At 49.0% G+C, this 16192-nt stretch carries 16 protein-coding genes and 1 pseudogene; 2 read left to right on the top strand and 15 right to left on the bottom strand.

Annotated elements, in window-relative coordinates:
• Nucleotides 1–9 precede the first annotated feature (9 nt).
• The 6 genes from plsX to rluC form a co-directional block, all read right to left on the bottom strand.
• On the bottom strand, nt 10–1035 hold the full coding sequence (gene plsX, locus A10D4_RS01830; RefSeq protein WP_008487363.1) for a phosphate acyltransferase PlsX: 1026 nt from the start codon (nt 1033–1035) through the stop codon (nt 10–12).
• Between the two features lie 8 nt (nt 1036–1043).
• Nucleotides 1044–1214, bottom strand: a complete 171-nt coding sequence (gene rpmF, locus A10D4_RS01825; protein WP_008487362.1) for a 50S ribosomal protein L32 — start codon at nt 1212–1214, stop codon at nt 1044–1046.
• 19 nt (nt 1215–1233) lie between these two features.
• On the bottom strand, nt 1234–1758 hold the full coding sequence (gene yceD / locus A10D4_RS01820; RefSeq protein ID WP_040502241.1) for a 23S rRNA accumulation protein YceD: 525 nt from the start codon (nt 1756–1758) through the stop codon (nt 1234–1236).
• Between the two features lie 76 nt (nt 1759–1834).
• A complete protein-coding gene (locus A10D4_RS01815) occupies nt 1835–2428 on the bottom strand; it encodes a Maf family protein (protein WP_272942925.1) in 594 nt (197 codons plus the stop codon).
• Nucleotides 2425–3090, bottom strand: coding sequence for an HAD-IIIA family hydrolase (locus A10D4_RS01810; protein WP_008487359.1), 666 nt, complete (start codon nt 3088–3090; stop codon nt 2425–2427). The genes A10D4_RS01815 and A10D4_RS01810 overlap by 4 nt, the downstream gene beginning before the upstream one ends.
• A 60-nt stretch (nt 3091–3150) precedes the next feature.
• A complete protein-coding gene (gene rluC / locus A10D4_RS01805) occupies nt 3151–4098 on the bottom strand; it encodes a 23S rRNA pseudouridine(955/2504/2580) synthase RluC (RefSeq protein ID WP_008487357.1) in 948 nt (315 codons plus the stop codon).
• A gap of 678 nt (nt 4099–4776) precedes the next feature.
• Between rluC and rne the strand changes: the two genes are divergently transcribed.
• On the top strand, nt 4777–6924 hold the full coding sequence (gene rne, locus A10D4_RS01800; RefSeq protein ID WP_156812065.1) for a ribonuclease E: 2148 nt from the start codon (nt 4777–4779) through the stop codon (nt 6922–6924).
• Nucleotides 6925–6991: 67 nt separating this feature from the next.
• Complete coding sequence (locus tag A10D4_RS13830) at nt 6992–8032, top strand: ribonuclease E domain-containing protein (RefSeq protein WP_008487355.1); 1041 nt, start codon at nt 6992–6994, stop codon at nt 8030–8032.
• Between the two features lie 81 nt (nt 8033–8113).
• Here the strand turns inward: A10D4_RS13830 and A10D4_RS13545 are convergent, their stop codons facing one another.
• From A10D4_RS13545 to hisC, 9 genes and pseudogenes are all read right to left on the bottom strand, one after another.
• Nucleotides 8114–8476, bottom strand: a complete 363-nt coding sequence (locus tag A10D4_RS13545; RefSeq protein WP_008487354.1) for a ComEA family DNA-binding protein — start codon at nt 8474–8476, stop codon at nt 8114–8116.
• Between the two features lie 94 nt (nt 8477–8570).
• Nucleotides 8571–9278 (bottom strand): orotidine-5'-phosphate decarboxylase, encoded by a 708-nt coding sequence (pyrF, locus tag A10D4_RS01785; RefSeq protein ID WP_008487353.1) that lies wholly within the window; start codon nt 9276–9278, stop codon nt 8571–8573.
• The gene (gene lapB / locus A10D4_RS01780; protein WP_008487352.1) at nt 9275–10432 is read right to left on the bottom strand and encodes a lipopolysaccharide assembly protein LapB; all 1158 of its coding nucleotides are present in this window, start codon (nt 10430–10432) and stop codon (nt 9275–9277) included. The genes pyrF and lapB overlap by 4 nt, the downstream gene beginning before the upstream one ends.
• Nucleotide 10433: 1 nt before the next feature.
• A complete protein-coding gene (locus A10D4_RS01775; protein ID WP_008487351.1) occupies nt 10434–10712 on the bottom strand; it encodes a lipopolysaccharide assembly protein LapA domain-containing protein in 279 nt (92 codons plus the stop codon).
• A gap of 78 nt (nt 10713–10790) precedes the next feature.
• The gene (ihfB, locus tag A10D4_RS01770) at nt 10791–11084 is read right to left on the bottom strand and encodes an integration host factor subunit beta (RefSeq protein WP_008487350.1); all 294 of its coding nucleotides are present in this window, start codon (nt 11082–11084) and stop codon (nt 10791–10793) included.
• 42 nt (nt 11085–11126) lie between these two features.
• The gene (gene rpsA, locus A10D4_RS01765) at nt 11127–12803 is read right to left on the bottom strand and encodes a 30S ribosomal protein S1 (protein ID WP_008487349.1); all 1677 of its coding nucleotides are present in this window, start codon (nt 12801–12803) and stop codon (nt 11127–11129) included.
• A 103-nt stretch (nt 12804–12906) separates the two neighbouring features.
• The gene (cmk, locus tag A10D4_RS01760; protein WP_008487348.1) at nt 12907–13605 is read right to left on the bottom strand and encodes a (d)CMP kinase; all 699 of its coding nucleotides are present in this window, start codon (nt 13603–13605) and stop codon (nt 12907–12909) included.
• Between the two features lie 124 nt (nt 13606–13729).
• Nucleotides 13730–15014: pseudogene (aroA, locus tag A10D4_RS01755) on the bottom strand (3-phosphoshikimate 1-carboxyvinyltransferase).
• 68 nt (nt 15015–15082) lie between these two features.
• Complete coding sequence (gene hisC / locus A10D4_RS01750) at nt 15083–16186, bottom strand: histidinol-phosphate transaminase (RefSeq protein ID WP_008487345.1); 1104 nt, start codon at nt 16184–16186, stop codon at nt 15083–15085.
• Between the last annotated feature and the right edge of the window lie 6 nt (nt 16187–16192).

The following is a 16192-nucleotide window of genomic DNA, read 5'->3' as shown; positions in this document are numbered from 1 at the left end:
AACCTTCACTTATTGCTGTTCTAACAGAACGGTCTCAACTTTGTCTTTTATCAAATTAGGGAGACCCTGGGTGGCCGCTGTAATGGCCTGACCAATGGCGCTAAAAAACGCATCGCTATTGGCATCGCCATGGCTTTTGATCACCACGCCGCGCAATCCTATCAGACTGGCGCCGTTGTAGTGGTCGGGCTTCAACCAATCCCAAGATTTTTGCAGTTGACGTTGGAACAGTTTAACAAATAAGCGAGAAGTCCAATGACTCGAAATACTTTGCCGCATGTTATGCATCAGCAACTCGGCTAAGCCTTCGCAGCTTTTTAACGCAATGTTACCGACAAAGCCGTCACAAACGATAACATCGGCACGGTCGGCAAACAGGTCGTCACCCTCAATGAAGCCGATATAATTCACATGAGGAGATTGTTGCAGCAATTGCGCTGCGGCTTTTACCACATCATTGCCTTTAATGTCCTCAGAACCCATATTCAGCAATGCCACTCGAGGCTGTTCTAGCTTTAATACATGCTGTGCCGCAACCGAACCCATCACACCAAATTGAAATAGGGTATCCGAGTCACATACTGGATTGGCACCTAAATCGAGTAAAAACGCATGCCCCCCCTGACGATTAGGAATGGCTGACATTAACGCCGGACGTAATACACCCGGTAAGGTTTTCAGTGCAAAGTAGGCATTGGTCATTAAAGCGCCGGTATTACCCGCGCTAATACAGGCATCAGCCTGTTTATCGGCGACCAAATCAAGCGCGATACGCATTGAAGATTGTGGTTTAGCACGCAAAGAATAGCCAGGCTTGTCGGTCATTTCGACCACTTGCTCGGCATGGTGCAAAGTAATACGGGGAGAGTTATCGAGCCCCGCCGACGTTAACAACGGTTGTAAAACCGCATCCTGTCCGACCACGATGAATTGCACATCGGCGAACTGTCGGTGGGCTCGCTGCAAAGCCTCAATAACAACTGAGGGGCCGTTATCGCCCCCCATTGCATCAAGTGCTAAGCGTAGTGTGGCCACAGCCGCACTTACTTGCTGATGACTTTACGGCCTTTGTAGTAACCGTCAGCTGTTACATGGTGACGACGATGCGTCTCACCAGAGGTAGAATCAACCGACAGTGTAGGGCCGCTCAGCGCATCGTGTGAACGACGCATGTCGCGTTTTGAACGACTTTTACGGTTCTGTTGTACAGCCATTTACGCTATCTCCTAGAAGTTATTTACGCTTTAAATCTTGTAACACCGCGAACGGGTTATCGTGTTCTGCTGGGGTTTCGTCAATCTCACCCCAACTCATATTATTCGGGTCGATCTTGCAGTCGCTTTCGTCGTGCTTAACAACGATGGGCATCGCCAGAATCAACTCATCTTCTACTACGCCATGCACATTGATTTCACCAAATTCGTTTGGTTCAATCGGTTCATAAGCGTCGGGCATATTATCTGCCGTTTGCTTACGCGTGACAGGAGCATACGCAAATTGCGCTGCTACATCAACTGTCAAAGGCTCGCCGCAACGCTCGCAGCTAACTTTGGCAGTGACACTCGCCTGCCCCTGCATGACATATAACCCTTGCTCATCCACCAAGAAGTTTAACACCACTTCGGGATCGGCGCAGGTTTCAACCAACATGCCCTGAAAACGCTGTAAGGCTGACGCTGGCACAAGGCCGTCGTATGTTAGTTGTTTGCCGGCACTTTTGACCGGATCGACCATCATTGGGATTCGAACTTTTTGCATAGCGCGCGCATGTTAATTGATTTAGCCTTGACTGACAAGCGATTTCTACCTCGCTACAGTCCCTATTGACGTTTGTTTATTCGCCTACTAGCAGCGGATTGACGCCCTTTTCGCGTAACATCGCCAATAACCGAATGAGCGGTAAACCGATTAAGCTATTCGGATCGGTACCGTGTAAGCCGTTAAACAAACTAATACCCAGCCCTTCGCTTTTAAAGGAGCCAGCGCAGTTAAAAGGCTGCTCTAGTTGCACGTAACCGCGAATTTCAACATCGCTTAATTGACGGAATTCAACATCAAAGGTTTCGACATCAACCTGCACGCTATCATCACGACTATCAACTAGCGCCAAGCCGGTGTAAAAACGTACCCGTTTACCGCTAGCCCGTTGCAGTTGCTTTATCGCGTTGGCGCTATCGCCGGGTTTCCCCAGAATCTGCTCATCGATCACCGCAACCTGATCGGAACCAATGATCAGCGCGTTCGGGTTGTCTGCTTGCACCGCCCTCGCCTTGGCTTCGGCTAAGCGTCGCACTAAATCTGAAGCGCTCTCGCCTGGCGTTGGCGTTTCGTCGGTTTGTGGTTTACAGCAACTAAATGGCAGTTGCAGTTTTTCTAACAGTTCGCGCCTAAAGGGCGATGTCGACGCTAGTACCAGTTGTCGCATCATGACCTCCTTGACTCTGAGCCCTGCGTTATTTCTAGAATGTCACTGAGCCGATCCAGCACGGCTATTGGTTGATGCTCACTCAAGCGCGCTTTGTCATGCACGCCAAAACTGACGCCAATGCAATCCATGCCAGCGTTCGCCGCCATTTGCATGTCATAAATCGAATCGCCCACCATCACAGCACGCTGTGCCTCAACGCCAGTTTCTTGCAAAATATCGTGTAGCATTTGCGGATGGGGTTTGGATTGTGATTCGTCTGCACAGCGTGAACTCACAAATAGATGGCCGATAGCGGTTTCTTGCCAAACCCGATCTAATCCGCGGCGTGCTTTACCCGTCGCTACAGCAAGTTGATGCCCGCGTTGCTGTAATTGCTGCAAGGTCAGCAAGGTATCGTCAAATAATGGTGAGGGTGTCACGTTGTTATCAACGTATTCGTCGCGATAATGCACTAAAAATTGGTCGTATAATGGCGCCGCCTGCTGACCGAACAAACGTTCATAGGCGGGTGCTAAACTGAGACCAATAATATCGCGTACCGCAACCGTTGATGGTATCGGCAACTGTAACTGTTGAGCGGTGTTTTGCATCGCCGAGACGATCCGCGCCACCGAATTCATCAAGGTGCCATCCCAGTCAAAAATGATTAAATCGTACTTCATGCTTTACTCTCAATTGACTAACGATCGCATAAGCGCCGCCAACATGTTGTCTATACACGACTATATTGCTGTTAAGGCAGCGAGTGTCTGTTGCAAGTTATTATCTAGCGGCGCATCAATACTGATTAACTTTTCACTTTGCGGATGCTGAAAGGTCAACGACGCAGCGTGTAAAAATAAGCGCTGTAAACCGCGTTCTTGCATGATCTGATCGAATTGTTGGTCACCGTATTTCGGATCCATCGCGATGGGATGGCCGGCATGCAACGTATGCACACGAATTTGATGAGTTCGACCAGTCACCGGAAACGCATTAACCAGGGTCGCCTCGGCGTATCGCTGAGCGATATTAAAACGTGTCTCCGAAGGCTTTCCTTCGGCATCCACGCGCACGACGCGCTCGCCCGACTTGAGGGTATTTTTTTGCAGCGGCGCAGTAACCACTTTATCGTGTGCTTGCCACTGTCCACGCACCAACGCTAAATAACGTTTTTGCATGCTTTTCTCGCGCAATTGCTGATGTAAATGGCGTAACGCCGAGCGCCGCTTGGCAACCAAAATACAGCCGCTGGTTTCCCGATCTAAACGATGTACCAACTCCATCTGCTTGGCTTGTGGACGCAACGCCCGTAGTCCTTCAATCAAGCCAAATTGTAAACCGGAACCGCCATGTACAGCTAAACCCGACGGCTTATTCAAGACTAATAGCACGTCATCTTCGTACAAAATATGAGATTCTAACGCCGCGACTTGGGTTAACTTTGGCGATGGCAGCGCCGTTTGTTCTGGTAACTTCACTGGCGGAATACGTACTTGGTCACCAGCTTTCAACTTATAGTCTGGCTTCACACGCTTTTTATTAACCCGCACTTCGCCTTTACGCAAAATACGGTAAACCAGCGACTTCGGTATACCTTTTAGCTGCGCGATCAAATAGTTGTCGATGCGCTGCTGTTCGTGACCGGCGTCGATGGTATGAAAACTGACTTGTTGATGTATCATGCTCATGGCGCGCATTCTAGCACGATTGCCCGCGCCACAGCACGGAAAATTGGCGCTTGTATAAACACCTTTAAGTGTGAAATAATTAAGTGTCAATTTCTATCGCCAAATCCTGTTTGAGCGAACATCTACCCGAGTAGGGTTCGCAAATTAGTCATGACAGTGAGCTAGATAGAAATACAGAACTCGTATTATCGTGTGACCTTGAATACCCGTTCGCAAAAACGACATGTCCACGTCAGAGTACGGTAATTATCGCAATAACTCATCTGTTACTGCGAGGTAGTTTGAATTGACGGCATTAGCTTTGGAATCATTAGTCCAGCGTTGCTGACCATAACTACCCTATGCCGAGATTCTGATGGCACGGAAACATCGGCCTGCTGCCGTAAAGTTGTCATTAACAGCAGGTGTAAAGCCTATAAGGGTAATCAAGTTCGCTTTTTAATTGGAATAAGCGATAGCATGGCACGAGTACGCAAGCGCATTTCGGCTTAGTAAAGAATTTAGATATGACACGTTTTACGGCATTTACTGGTCAATAGACGGGTCATCAGCCAAGCCTTAGCGATTAAGGTCGAGGCTCAAAAATAGACGAATTCGATCGTACTTTAAGGAGATAGTGACAGGACTATCTGTACTATCTTTGGTGTCATGCTGTGGCATAAGTCATAGAGTGACAATATGAAAAGAATGTTAATTAATGCCACGCAGCAAGAAGAGTTGCGTGTGGCGTTGGTCGATGGCCAACGTTTGTATGATTTAGATATCGAAAGTCCCGGTCGCGAACAGAAAAAAGCCAATATTTATAAAGGCAAAATTACCCGCATCGAACCTAGTTTAGAAGCCGCTTTTGTTGATTATGGCGCTGAACGTCACGGTTTCTTACCGTTAAAAGAAATTGCCCGCAGTTACTTTCCCGATGGTTACACCTTTAATGGCCGCCCCAACATCAAAGATGTGGTCAAAGAAGGCCAGCAAGTTATTGTACAAATCGATAAGGAAGAACGCGGTCAAAAAGGTGCAGCGTTAACAACATTTATTTCGCTAGCCGGTAGTTACTTGGTGTTAATGCCAAACAATCCTCGCGCAGGCGGTATTTCTCGTCGTATCGAGGGTGACGAGCGTAGCGACTTGAAAGATGCCTTAGCGCAATTAAATCTGCCTGAAGAAATGGGCTTGATTGTGCGTACCGCGGGCGTTGGCAAATCGGTGGAAGAACTGGCTTGGGATTTAAATGTATTATTAAATCACTGGCAAACCATCGTCAAAGCAGCCGATGAGCGCCCTGCTCCGTTTTTAATTCACCAAGAAAGCAACGTTATTTTCCGCGCTATTCGCGACTATTTACGTCGCGACATTGGTGAGATCCTGATCGATCACAGCCAAGTTTTTGAGCAAGTTAAAGAGCACGTGTCGCTGATCCGTCCAGACTTCGTTAGCAAAATTAAACGTTACGAAGGCGATGTGCCGCTATTTAGTCATTATCAAATAGAAAGCCAAATTGAATCGGCTTTTCAGCGTGAAGTACGTCTGCCTTCCGGTGGTTCGATCGTTATCGACCCCACCGAAGCATTGACCTCGATTGATATTAACTCGTCCAAAGCAACCAAGGGCGGCGATATTGAAGAGACGGCGTTACAAACTAACTTGGAAGCCGCCGAAGAAATCGCCCGCCAACTGCGTTTGCGCGATGTCGGCGGTTTGATTGTTATCGATTTTATCGACATGACGCCGACGCGCCACCAACGCGAAGTTGAAAACCGCTTACGCGACTGCTTACAACAAGATCGCGCGCGCATTCAAGTATCTCGCATCTCGCGTTTTGGCCTATTAGAAATGTCACGACAGCGTTTGCGTCCATCGTTAGGCGAAGCCGCCAACCACGTTTGTCCGCGTTGTAGTGGCCAAGGCACTATCCGCTCTAGCGAATCATTAGCACTGTCGATTTTACGTTTAATCGAAGAAGAAGCGCTAAAAGATAATACCGCCCAAGTGCAGGCACAGGTCCCGGTTTCGGTAGCAACTTATCTGCTTAACGAAAAGCGTGACTCGGTACTAAAAATCGAAAAGCGTCATAATGTATCGCTGGTGGTGATCCCAAATCATCATCTGGATACCCCGCATTTTGATGTGGTGCGCGTGCGCACCGACGAAGTGACCGAACAAGCCAGCTTCCAGCTGATGCAACAACCGCCTCAAGAGTCCGTGAGCATTTCACTGACTAAAGATAAGAGCAATGAACAACCTGCGTTGCAGGGCTTACAGGCACCAACCGCAGCACCACAGGTAAGCAAACCGCAAAGCGCTAAGCCGGCAGCTTCTGCTGCATCTCAACCATCGTTACTATCACGCCTAGCTAAATGGCTGAAAGGTCTATTTGCGGACGACGATCAGCAACAACAAGGCAAATCGTCAGCCAACCAACAACAACGTGGTCAGCAACGTCGTGGTTCAAATAATGGCCAGCGTCGTGGTAATAACCGCAATCGTCGCGGTGGTCGTAACAATAATCGTCATCGTCATGACGCTAACGCGCAAAGCGAGGGCAATAAAAAGTCTGATAACGGCAAAGAGTCCGATCAGCGTCAGGACAATCGCGACAACAACCGCGATAGCAATCGTGACAACAACCGCGAGGGCAACCGCAATAATCGCCGTCGTCGTGGCGGTCGTAATAACCGTCAACAGGCGGATAATACCAACAAACAAGATAACGCCACGCAAACAGAAGCGGCGAAAACTAACGAGCAAGCTGAGCCAAAAGCACAAGCACCGAAGCCGCGTCGTCAACGTCGCAACTTAAATCGCTCGGTACGCTCAGGCAGCTGATGCCGTTGTCGCCGATAACGAAAAGGCTGTCAGCCCTAGCAACGACAACGCTGCTGAACAGCAAACCGTGGCAAATAATACGGTTAGCGACAGCAATAATGTGCAAGCAGCGGCGACAACTCATGCCTCGTCGCAGCACGAGGTCGAATCGACGCCAACCGCTGCGGACAAGCAGAGCCAAGAAAGTCAGCCAGCAGCCGAGCATGAGGTTCAACAACAAGCCACTGAAGAGCAATCAGCGGCGGCTAACGACAAGGCGCCTGCAGATGATGCCAGCGATAGCGGCAGTGAAGCGCAGCCACAAGACGATAGCCAAGCTAAACAATCGCGCACCCGTTCACGTCGCTCACCTCGCCATTTGCGAGCGGCCGGGCAACGCCGTAAACGTGAGCAGCAAGAGCAAACGCACACCGAGCTAAATGCGGAGAACTCCACCGCACCTAGCGACGATGATGCAGCCGCTGCACCAACGGTTATGCAGCAAGCCCACAGTGCTAGTGATGTAAGCGTCGAACCAGCATCAGCTCCAGCAGAGACCGATGAACAGTCAAATCACGCGGAGTTACCAAGCCAAGCGCAGTTACCTGCTGCCGATGCAGTGCCGGCGGAACATCCAGCCGCAAGCATTCATCATGCTGCTGAAGTGAGCAGCGCCGCCATGACTGCGGCGCCTGTGGTTGAGGATTCGCCAGAGAAGCCGGCAGCGAGCAATTCAGCCCAAACGGTAGAGACCGATGCAACTGCAGCGGACAACGATACCGCTCAAGCGGTTGAAGTCGATAGCAACGAAAGCGACGCTGTTAGCCCAGCCGAGCTATCTGCGTCTGCCGAAGCCGAGCCAGTTACCGCTAGCGCAGATTCAGACGCAGCAGCTGATGCGGTAGTTGCACAGGAACAAGCCGTGGTACTAACGCCTAGCCGCGTTAAAGGAGCCGCCTATGCGGCAATGACCAAGGCTTCAGCAGCTCCGCGTCAAGGCGCCTTTGCAGCGCTTGCGGTGGCTACCGATGAGCAACGCCGGACTTTCCCGAAAGCGACTCGTGAAGCCGGCTTTTTAGCGGCGTCACACCGTGCCAGCGCGGCAATGGCTAAGTGCAGCCCGAGTTAATCGAGTTGTATTAATAGCAGTTAAAAAAGGGACCTTCTAGGTCCCTTTTTTTATCTATTAAGAACGATTAACGAGTCAACGCTATAAACTTAAGCGATGCTTATTATTGGCAATAAAAATTGGTCCAATTCCCCTCACCTGTTGCAGTTGCTCAATCGTTTTAAAGCCGCCCAAATGCTCGCGCAAGGCAATGATTTGTCCGGCACGCTTTAAACCAATGCCTTTTAGCTGACTTGCCAATTCATTCGCCGACGCCGTATTGATGTTTATGGTTTGCTCACCGGCAGCAACAGCGTCTTGCTCCTCTTTAGCGCTTTGTATTCCACCACCACTAGGATTAAATAACGGCTGCGCCGCACTTAAGGGCGCATAGCATAGTGGCAATAGACTGAACATCACTAGCGTCGACCAAGTCGCCATTTTTATCATCAATTTATTAATCATTAGAATCAGTTCCTCCAACAAAAAAGCCGCACGAGCGGCGGCTTATTAGTGTAGGCTGATTAAAAGAGGAGCGACGTAAAATACGATATCACGGTTAGCGAACAGCGTTGATCTCTTTATTAATGCTCGCCAATGCCGCTGCAGGATCAGCAGCTTGTGTGATCGGACGACCAATCACTAAGTAGCTAACACCAGCTTGGATAGCATCGACCGGCGTCATAATGCGACGCTGGTCACCACTATCGGTTCCCTCCGGACGGATGCCCGGCGTCACCAACAAAAAGTCTTGATGGGTGTACTGGCGCAACATGACCGCCTCTTGCGCTGAACAAACGACACCGTCTAAACCGCAGTCAGCGGTCAGCGCTGCTAATCGACTAACCTGCTCTGATACCGGCTTACGTACACCAACCTCGTGCAATTCATCGTCGGTCATACTGGTTAATACCGTAACGGCAATCAGATCTGGCGCTTGCTGGCCGTAATGACTAAGCGCTTGCCGCGCCGCTTCCATCATACGCCGACCACCACTGGCGTGTACATTAACCATACCAACCCCTAATTCGGCTGCGGCACTCACGGCTTTTGCCACAGTGTTAGGAATATCATGGAATTTTAAGTCTAAAAACACATTAAAACCGCGCTTTGTTAAGCCCTTAACAAAATCTGGACCGGCAGCGGTAAATAACTCTTTGCCCACTTTTAAGCCGGTATCGGTCGGTGAAAGTTGTTCGACTAACGCCTCTGCTGCGGCAGCGTTAGGATAATCTAAGGCAACAAAAATTGGCGGTTTCACTGTCATTCTCCGTCTAATCCTCTAATCGGTTTAATAGTCGTCCACGATTTACACGACGGGCAATGCCAATACAGCGTGTGGCCAGCGAAACCACAATACTGACATTTATAACGCGGACGTTGTTGTAATTGTTGTTGTACCATTTTTTGTAGCATCACCAAGCTGTCGCGAGCGCGGCCAACATCGGCGGCACGAATGTGCAAATCCATCAATTGATGGAAGCCTTTCATGGTTGGGTGACGAACCAGATGAGTTTCTATAAATTGCTCAGCGGCTTCGATGCCGTTCTCGCTGGCAATTAATTCCGACAGCATGATCGAGGCACTAGCACCGCCCTGATGCTTAACGCATTCATGAAGAAAACTGGCTAGGCCATTATGGTCGTGTTGCGCTTCAAAGCAGGCTTTTATTAAGGGTAACGCTTCCGATAAAAACGCCATCTCTTGCTTAGGTACCGCTAATAACACCTTCAACGCTTTGCTATACTGCCCTTGTCCATACCACAGCTGACCGAGCGCCAAGTTAGCACGAACACAATCCGGGTCGTGTTGTAAAGCTTTGTGGTAATACTTCAACAGCAACTTTTGTTCATCTTGTAAGCTAGCCAGCTCGCAATATAGCTGCGCCACAATAATAGCGATATTGTCATCACCACGAGCCAGACGTAGCGCAACTTTAATAGCTTTATCCCACTCATGGGTGGCTTGATATAGTTCAAGCAGTTGTAGCTGACTATCGCGTCGAAAGTCACGGTGTTGCTGTAATTCGTAAAACATTTTTTCGGCACGGTCATACAAACCTGCCGCTAAATAATCTTTGCCCAGCTCCTGCATGGCTAAACGACGATTATGCTCGCTCAAGCTGGGACGGGAAATGAGATTTTGATGGATCTTAATAGCTCGGTCGACTTCGCCACGACGACGAAACAGCTTACCCAAGGCCCAATGCGTTTCGATGGTATCACTGTCGACATCGAGTAATTCAACAAAGAGGTCAACCGCTTTATCGGGTTGATCAGAGAGTAATAAATTTAATCCTGTTACGTATTGCCGCGAGAACTGTTCCTGTTCACGACGCCCCTCAGAGCGCACACTATTGCGGCCCATAAACCAACCATAGGCAGCAGCAACTGGCAGCAATAAAAACAGCAGTTCTAACATATTAAGCCTGACTTGAGCTTGGCTTTGGCCGCTCGAGAGTGGCGATGCGCTTACGTAACTGGCGATTTGCCATGCGTAAACGTAGTTGTTGGGTCAGCATCGCTAAGACGCCGAAGATAAAGCCAAAAGCGACGAATAATCCCAGTAACACTGTCACCGAAAGCTGCTGTTTAACAATAAAAAAGTTAACTTCAACCTGAGCATCATTTTGGGCACCAAATGCTAATGCCAATACAAACACCACAGCTAAAGGTAGGTAGGTAAATATTACGCGAAGCATCGTCAGTTCCTTTGCATCGTTATGCTGTTATAAAAAAACGGCATGCCATTATAGCATGCCGTTTTCAAACATCGCGTTTTAACGCTGACGACCACCATCGTCAACCTGTTCACGGAGCAATTTACCGGGCTTGAAATGAGGGACATATTTACCCGTCAAGTCTACCGATGCTCCGGTCTTTGGGTTGCGACCAACGCGTGGTGCTCGATAATGCAAAGAAAAGCTACCAAAACCTCGAATCTCGATACGCTCACCGTTAGCCAGTGTTTGCACCATATGTTCAAGCATTTCTTTAACCGCCATCTCTACATCGCGCGGAGGCAATTGCGGATATTTTTCCATCAACTGCTCAATCAGCTCTGACTTGGTCATCATAGACCTCCCTCAGTCGAGTACCACACATTTAGGTGTTAATTAATCGTCAGTTTTAGCCGCTTTAAAGGCGTCAGCCATAGCGCTGTTGATACCGCTGCTATCTTGCTGTTTGTTGACCTGGTCAACCGCTTCTTTCTCTTCAGCTTCGTCTTTCGCACGGATAGACAGGCTTAGAGTACGGTTCTTACGATCAACGCCCATGAAGCGCGCTTCAACATCATCACCAACATTCAATACCGTGCTGGCATCTTCGATACGGTCACGAGAAATGTCGGCTACACGGATATAACCTTCAACGCTATCGGCTAACTCAACTTTAGCGCCTTTAGCATCGACTTCGGTGATCTTACCATTGACGATAGCACCTTTCTTGTTAGCTGCTAAGTAATTGTTGAACGGGTCTTCTTCAAGCTGCTTGATGCCTAAAGAGATACGCTCACGCTCAGCGTCAACTTGTAATACAACCGCGGTGACTTCTTCGCCTTTTTTGTACTCACGTACGGCTTCTTCACCGGTTGCGTTCCAGCTGATATCTGACAAGTGGACTAAGCCGTCGATACCGCCGTCAAGGCCGATGAAAATACCAAAGTCAGTGATTGACTTGATTTTACCGGTGACTTTTTCAGCTTTATCGTGGTTCTTAGCAAACTCTTCCCAAGGGTTTGGTTTACATTGCTTCAGACCCAGAGAGATACGACGACGTTCTTCGTCGATTTCCAGTACCATGACTTCAACAACGTCATCCAAGTTAACCACTTTAGAAGGATGTACGTTTTTGTTGGTCCAATCCATTTCAGAAACGTGTACCAGACCTTCAACGCCTTCTTCGATTTCAACGAAGCAGCCGTAATCGGTCAAGTTAGTCACGCGACCTTGCAAACGCGTACCCTCTGGGTAACGGTTAGCAATATCTGCCCATGGATCTTCGCCTAACTGTTTCAGACCCAGTGATACACGCGTACGCTCACGATCGAACTTCAACACTTTCACGTTGATTTCGTCGCCAACATTAACGATTTCACTTGGATGCTTAACGCGTTTCCACGCCATATCGGTGATGTGCAACAGGCCGTCTACACCACCCAAGTCAACGAATGCACCGTAGTCAGTTAGGTTCTTAACGATACCCTTAACTTCCTGACCTTCTTGCAGGTTCTCCAGCAGCTCTTCGCGTTCAGCACTGTTTTCTTTCTCGATCACAGCACGACGTGAAACAACAACGTTGTTGCGCTTCTGGTCTAATTTGATGACTTTGAATTCCAGCTCTTTGTTTTCCAGGTGAGCAGTGTCGCGTACTGGACGTACATCAACCAAAGAACCTGGTAAGAACGCGCGAACACCGCCTAAATCGACAGTGAAACCACCTTTAACTTTGCCACTGATTGAGCCGTTAACGGTCGCGTCGTCTTCGTAAGCTTTTTCCAGCTGCAGCCAAGCTTCATAGCGCTTAGCTTTTTCGCGTGAAAGGATTGTCTCACCGAAACCATCTTCTACCGCATCCAGTGCAACATCGATTTCATCACCGATATTAACGTCGATTTCACCATCGGCGTTACGGAATTGCTCTGCTGGAATGGCGCTTTCAGATTTAAGACCGGCATCAACTAAGACAACGTCTTTCTGAATCGCTACGATAGTACCTTTGACGATGGAGCCTGGGCGAGTTTCGATTTCTTTCAGGCTTTCTTCGAACAGCTGTGCAAAATTTTCTGACATATGTATATTAACTTCGCTAATTGACGACCACTGCACATCCTATGACAGCGGGGTTATGATAAATATCTGCTCGCATCCTTACGGGCAGATGCCCTAATCAAGCTTACGCCTGACTAGCTTGTGACAACTTGCTATGTGCAAATGTCATCACTTTATCCACCACTTCATCGATGGATAATTCGGTTGAATCCACAAACAATGCATCATCGGCAGCCTTTAATGGCGCCACAGAGCGGTTGGTATCCCGATCATCGCGCTCACGAATTTCGGTGATTAATTGCTCAATATTAGCAGAGAAGCCCTTTTGCTTCAATTGCTGCGCACGACGTTGCGCACGTTCTGCGGCGCTCGCCGTCAAAAAAATCTTAGCGTCAGCATCTTTGAACACCACGGTGCCCATATCTCGACCATCGGCGATTAAGCCGGGTAGCTCTTTAAACGCTCGCTGCCGACGTAATAATGCCTCTCTAACACGCGGTAACGCCGCGATTTTAGAAGCCATATTACCAACCTCTTCGGTGCGGATGCTCAACGTCACGTCCTCACCCTCTAAAATAATATGGGTTAACGCACGTTCTTCTTCGCTGACAAATTTTACATCAAGGTTCGCGGCCAACACCACCAGACTTTCTTCATCGTCAGGGCTGAAGTGATGATGTATTGCTGCTAACGCCAACACCCGATAAATGGCACCGCTGTCGAGCAGATGCCAACCCAATTTGTCAGCCAACAAACGGCTAACGGTGCCCTTTCCCGCACCACTGGGTCCATCGATAGTTATTACCGGTATATGGCTGCTCATATCATCCTCAATCATTGCGCTGCAAGGTCAGCATAAAGCGCCGCAATTATACGGGAAATAAAAAGAAATGCACCTGATGCGGCTCAATCGTTACGAAAATTTAACGTTAAAACCGGTTAAATGCTTAGCTCGGTGCGGGGCAAAGACGAGCGAATTCGGTAAAATAACGAGGATAAGTCTTACTACAACAGGCGGGATCGCAAATGGTCACGCCACTCGGCGCAAAAGCCAATAACGAAAAGCACATTGCCATACGGTGATCGTTGTACGTCTTGATATCGGCGTGCTGCCAATGTTGCGGTGGACTAATGGCCAAACCATCGTCGTAAATGGTCACGCTGGCACCCACTTTACGCAGTTCATTGGCCATGGCGTCGATACGGTCGGTTTCTTTTACGCGCCAATTCGCAACGCCACGAATACGCGTGTCACCCTTAGCAAATAAGGCCAATACAGCGATGGTCATAGCGGCATCGGGAATAGTATTTAAATCGACATCAATACCGTGCAACTGGCCACCGGCAACCTCTATATGTTGTGCCTGTAAAGTCACCTGGCCACCCATCCGCGCCACGACATCGGCAAAATTAATATCGCCTTGGATACTATGACGACCCACCCCATCGATGCGCAATGGTCCGTGCCCCAACACGCCAGCCGCTATCCAGTAAGAAGCCGCACTGGCGTCACCTTCAACCCAATAATGGTTACTCGCTTGCTGCAGTTGATAGCGTTGTCCGCCGGCAATGGCAAAGCGGTTATCATCGAGTGCTTGAATAGCAATACCAAAGTCGCGCAGCATGGCTAGGGTCAAGTTGATGTATGGGCGTGACACAACGGTGCCGATCAGGTGCAGTTCGCTGTCATCTTTTAATAGCGGCAAGGCCATTAACAACGCACTAATATATTGACTTGAGGTGGAGCCGTCGACGCGGATAATGCCCCCCCGCAAGCCGGGTTTGATAGACAGCGGCGGATAGCCGATATTATGCTGATAGTCGATCTGCGCACCACCTTGACGCAAAGCGTCGACCAAATCACCCAGTGGCCGTTCACACATGCGTGCATCGCCAGTCAGGCAATAGGCTTCGCGTGCTGTCGCCGCTAGCACCGCGGTTAATGGTCGCATTGCCGTACCCGCGTTGCCTAGGTACAGCGCCGTCGATAGCGCCTGCCATTGACCACCATTACCTTGGACCAACCAAGCGTTATCGCCCCGCCGTTGTATGCCGACTCCCAAGCGTTGTAAAGCTTGTTGCATATGCTCGGTATCGTCACTTTGTAACAAGTTTTGCAACACGACACAATGCCGCCATTAACAACGCGCGGTTAGCGATACTTTTTGAGCCGGGTAGAGAAACTTGACCTTGGCAGCGCTGCCGCGCCGCCAAGTACAACTTATCGGACATGAACGATACCTTCTTTTGGGCCGATCATTCTAACTTAGGGGTATAGTCGCTCAGTTACGCCAACGCAATCAACGTCCAAGCTTGACCATGGCGTCAATAAAGGCCTGATTTTCTGCTGGCAAACCGATGCTAACGCGCAAATGACGAGGCAACTGATAGCCCGTGACCGGGCGCACGATGACACCTTGCTGTAGCAGCTCTTGATATAACTGCTCGGCGTCGTCACCCACTTCAATGGTCAAAAAGTTACCATAGGAGGGGATATAACTCAGGCCACGTTGCTCGCAAAAATTCACTAGCTGTTGCATACCAGCTTGATTAATGGCTACCGATTGCTGCAAGTATTCGTCATCGTCTAACGCGACTTCTGCCGCACGCAGCGATAAGCTATTCATATTGAAAGGCTGGCGCACACGGTTGAGCAAATCAGCGATACGAGCGTCAGAAACGGTATAACCTGCACGTAACCCAGCTAAGCCATAAGCCTTGGCGAAGGTACGACAAACCAATAAATTAGGAAATTCAGTAACCCAAGCAAACGACGGTGAGCGTTCAGCGACGGGTACGAATTCGGTGTAGGCTTCGTCTAACACCACCAATACGTTATCAGGCACTTGCTTTAAAAAGTCATGAAGCGCCTCGGCACTTAAAAAGGTGCCGGTAGGATTATTCGGATTAGCAATAAAAATCAGTCGTGTTTTATCGCTAATTGCTGCCAGCATGGCATCCAGATCGTGACCATACTGTTTCGCCGGTACAGCCACTGCGGTAGCGCCAATTGCCTGAGTAACAATCGGATAAACCACAAACGCGTGCTGCGAAAAAATCACTTCGTGGCTATCGTTAACAAAGGTTCTGGCAATCAATTCCAGCACGTCGTTAGAACCATTACCGAGGGTAATTTGATTCATTTCAACGCCCTGCTTTTTGGCTATTTTCTCTTTTAAATAAAAGCCATTGGCATCTGGATAACGAGCCAGATCGTTGAGTTCCTCGGCTAACGCCGCTTTCACTTTCTGACTAATGCCTAACGGATTTTCGTTAGACGCTAGCTTAACGATATTCTTTATACCCAGCTCACGTTCTAATTCGGTGATTGGCTTGCCAGCCTGATAAGGACGCAATTGACGAACGCCGGGATTAGCTAATTGTTCAGGGTTAAAACTCGACATAATGGT

This window comes from Idiomarina xiamenensis 10-D-4 (assembly GCF_000299895.1).
GTDB lineage: Bacteria > Pseudomonadota > Gammaproteobacteria > Enterobacterales > Alteromonadaceae > Idiomarina > Idiomarina xiamenensis.
This window is presented reverse-complemented; position numbering and strand designations above follow the sequence as displayed.

What these genes read in the sequence shown, in the direction of transcription:
- rpmF (WP_008487362.1), bottom strand. Translation starts at nt 1,214, where the DNA reads ATGGCTGTACAACAGAACCGTAAAAGTCGTTCAAAACGCGACATGCGT.
- yceD (WP_040502241.1), bottom strand. Translation starts at nt 1,758, where the DNA reads ATGCAAAAAGTTCGAATCCCAATGATGGTCGATCCGGTCAAAAGTGCC.
- A10D4_RS01815 (WP_272942925.1), bottom strand. Translation starts at nt 2,428, where the DNA reads ATGATGCGACAACTGGTACTAGCGTCGACATCGCCCTTTAGGCGCGAA.
- A10D4_RS01810 (WP_008487359.1), bottom strand. Translation starts at nt 3,090, where the DNA reads ATGAAGTACGATTTAATCATTTTTGACTGGGATGGCACCTTGATGAAT.
- rluC (WP_008487357.1), bottom strand. Translation starts at nt 4,098, where the DNA reads ATGAGCATGATACATCAACAAGTCAGTTTTCATACCATCGACGCCGGT.
- rne (WP_156812065.1), top strand. Translation starts at nt 4,777, where the DNA reads ATGAAAAGAATGTTAATTAATGCCACGCAGCAAGAAGAGTTGCGTGTG.
- A10D4_RS13545 (WP_008487354.1), bottom strand. Translation starts at nt 8,476, where the DNA reads ATGATTAATAAATTGATGATAAAAATGGCGACTTGGTCGACGCTAGTG.
- pyrF (WP_008487353.1), bottom strand. Translation starts at nt 9,278, where the DNA reads ATGACAGTGAAACCGCCAATTTTTGTTGCCTTAGATTATCCTAACGCT.
- lapB (WP_008487352.1), bottom strand. Translation starts at nt 10,432, where the DNA reads ATGTTAGAACTGCTGTTTTTATTGCTGCCAGTTGCTGCTGCCTATGGT.
- A10D4_RS01775 (WP_008487351.1), bottom strand. Translation starts at nt 10,712, where the DNA reads ATGCTTCGCGTAATATTTACCTACCTACCTTTAGCTGTGGTGTTTGTA.
- ihfB (WP_008487350.1), bottom strand. Translation starts at nt 11,084, where the DNA reads ATGACCAAGTCAGAGCTGATTGAGCAGTTGATGGAAAAATATCCGCAA.
- rpsA (WP_008487349.1), bottom strand. Translation starts at nt 12,803, where the DNA reads ATGTCAGAAAATTTTGCACAGCTGTTCGAAGAAAGCCTGAAAGAAATC.
- cmk (WP_008487348.1), bottom strand. Translation starts at nt 13,605, where the DNA reads ATGAGCAGCCATATACCGGTAATAACTATCGATGGACCCAGTGGTGCG.
- hisC (WP_008487345.1), bottom strand. Translation starts at nt 16,186, where the DNA reads ATGTCGAGTTTTAACCCTGAACAATTAGCTAATCCCGGCGTTCGTCAA.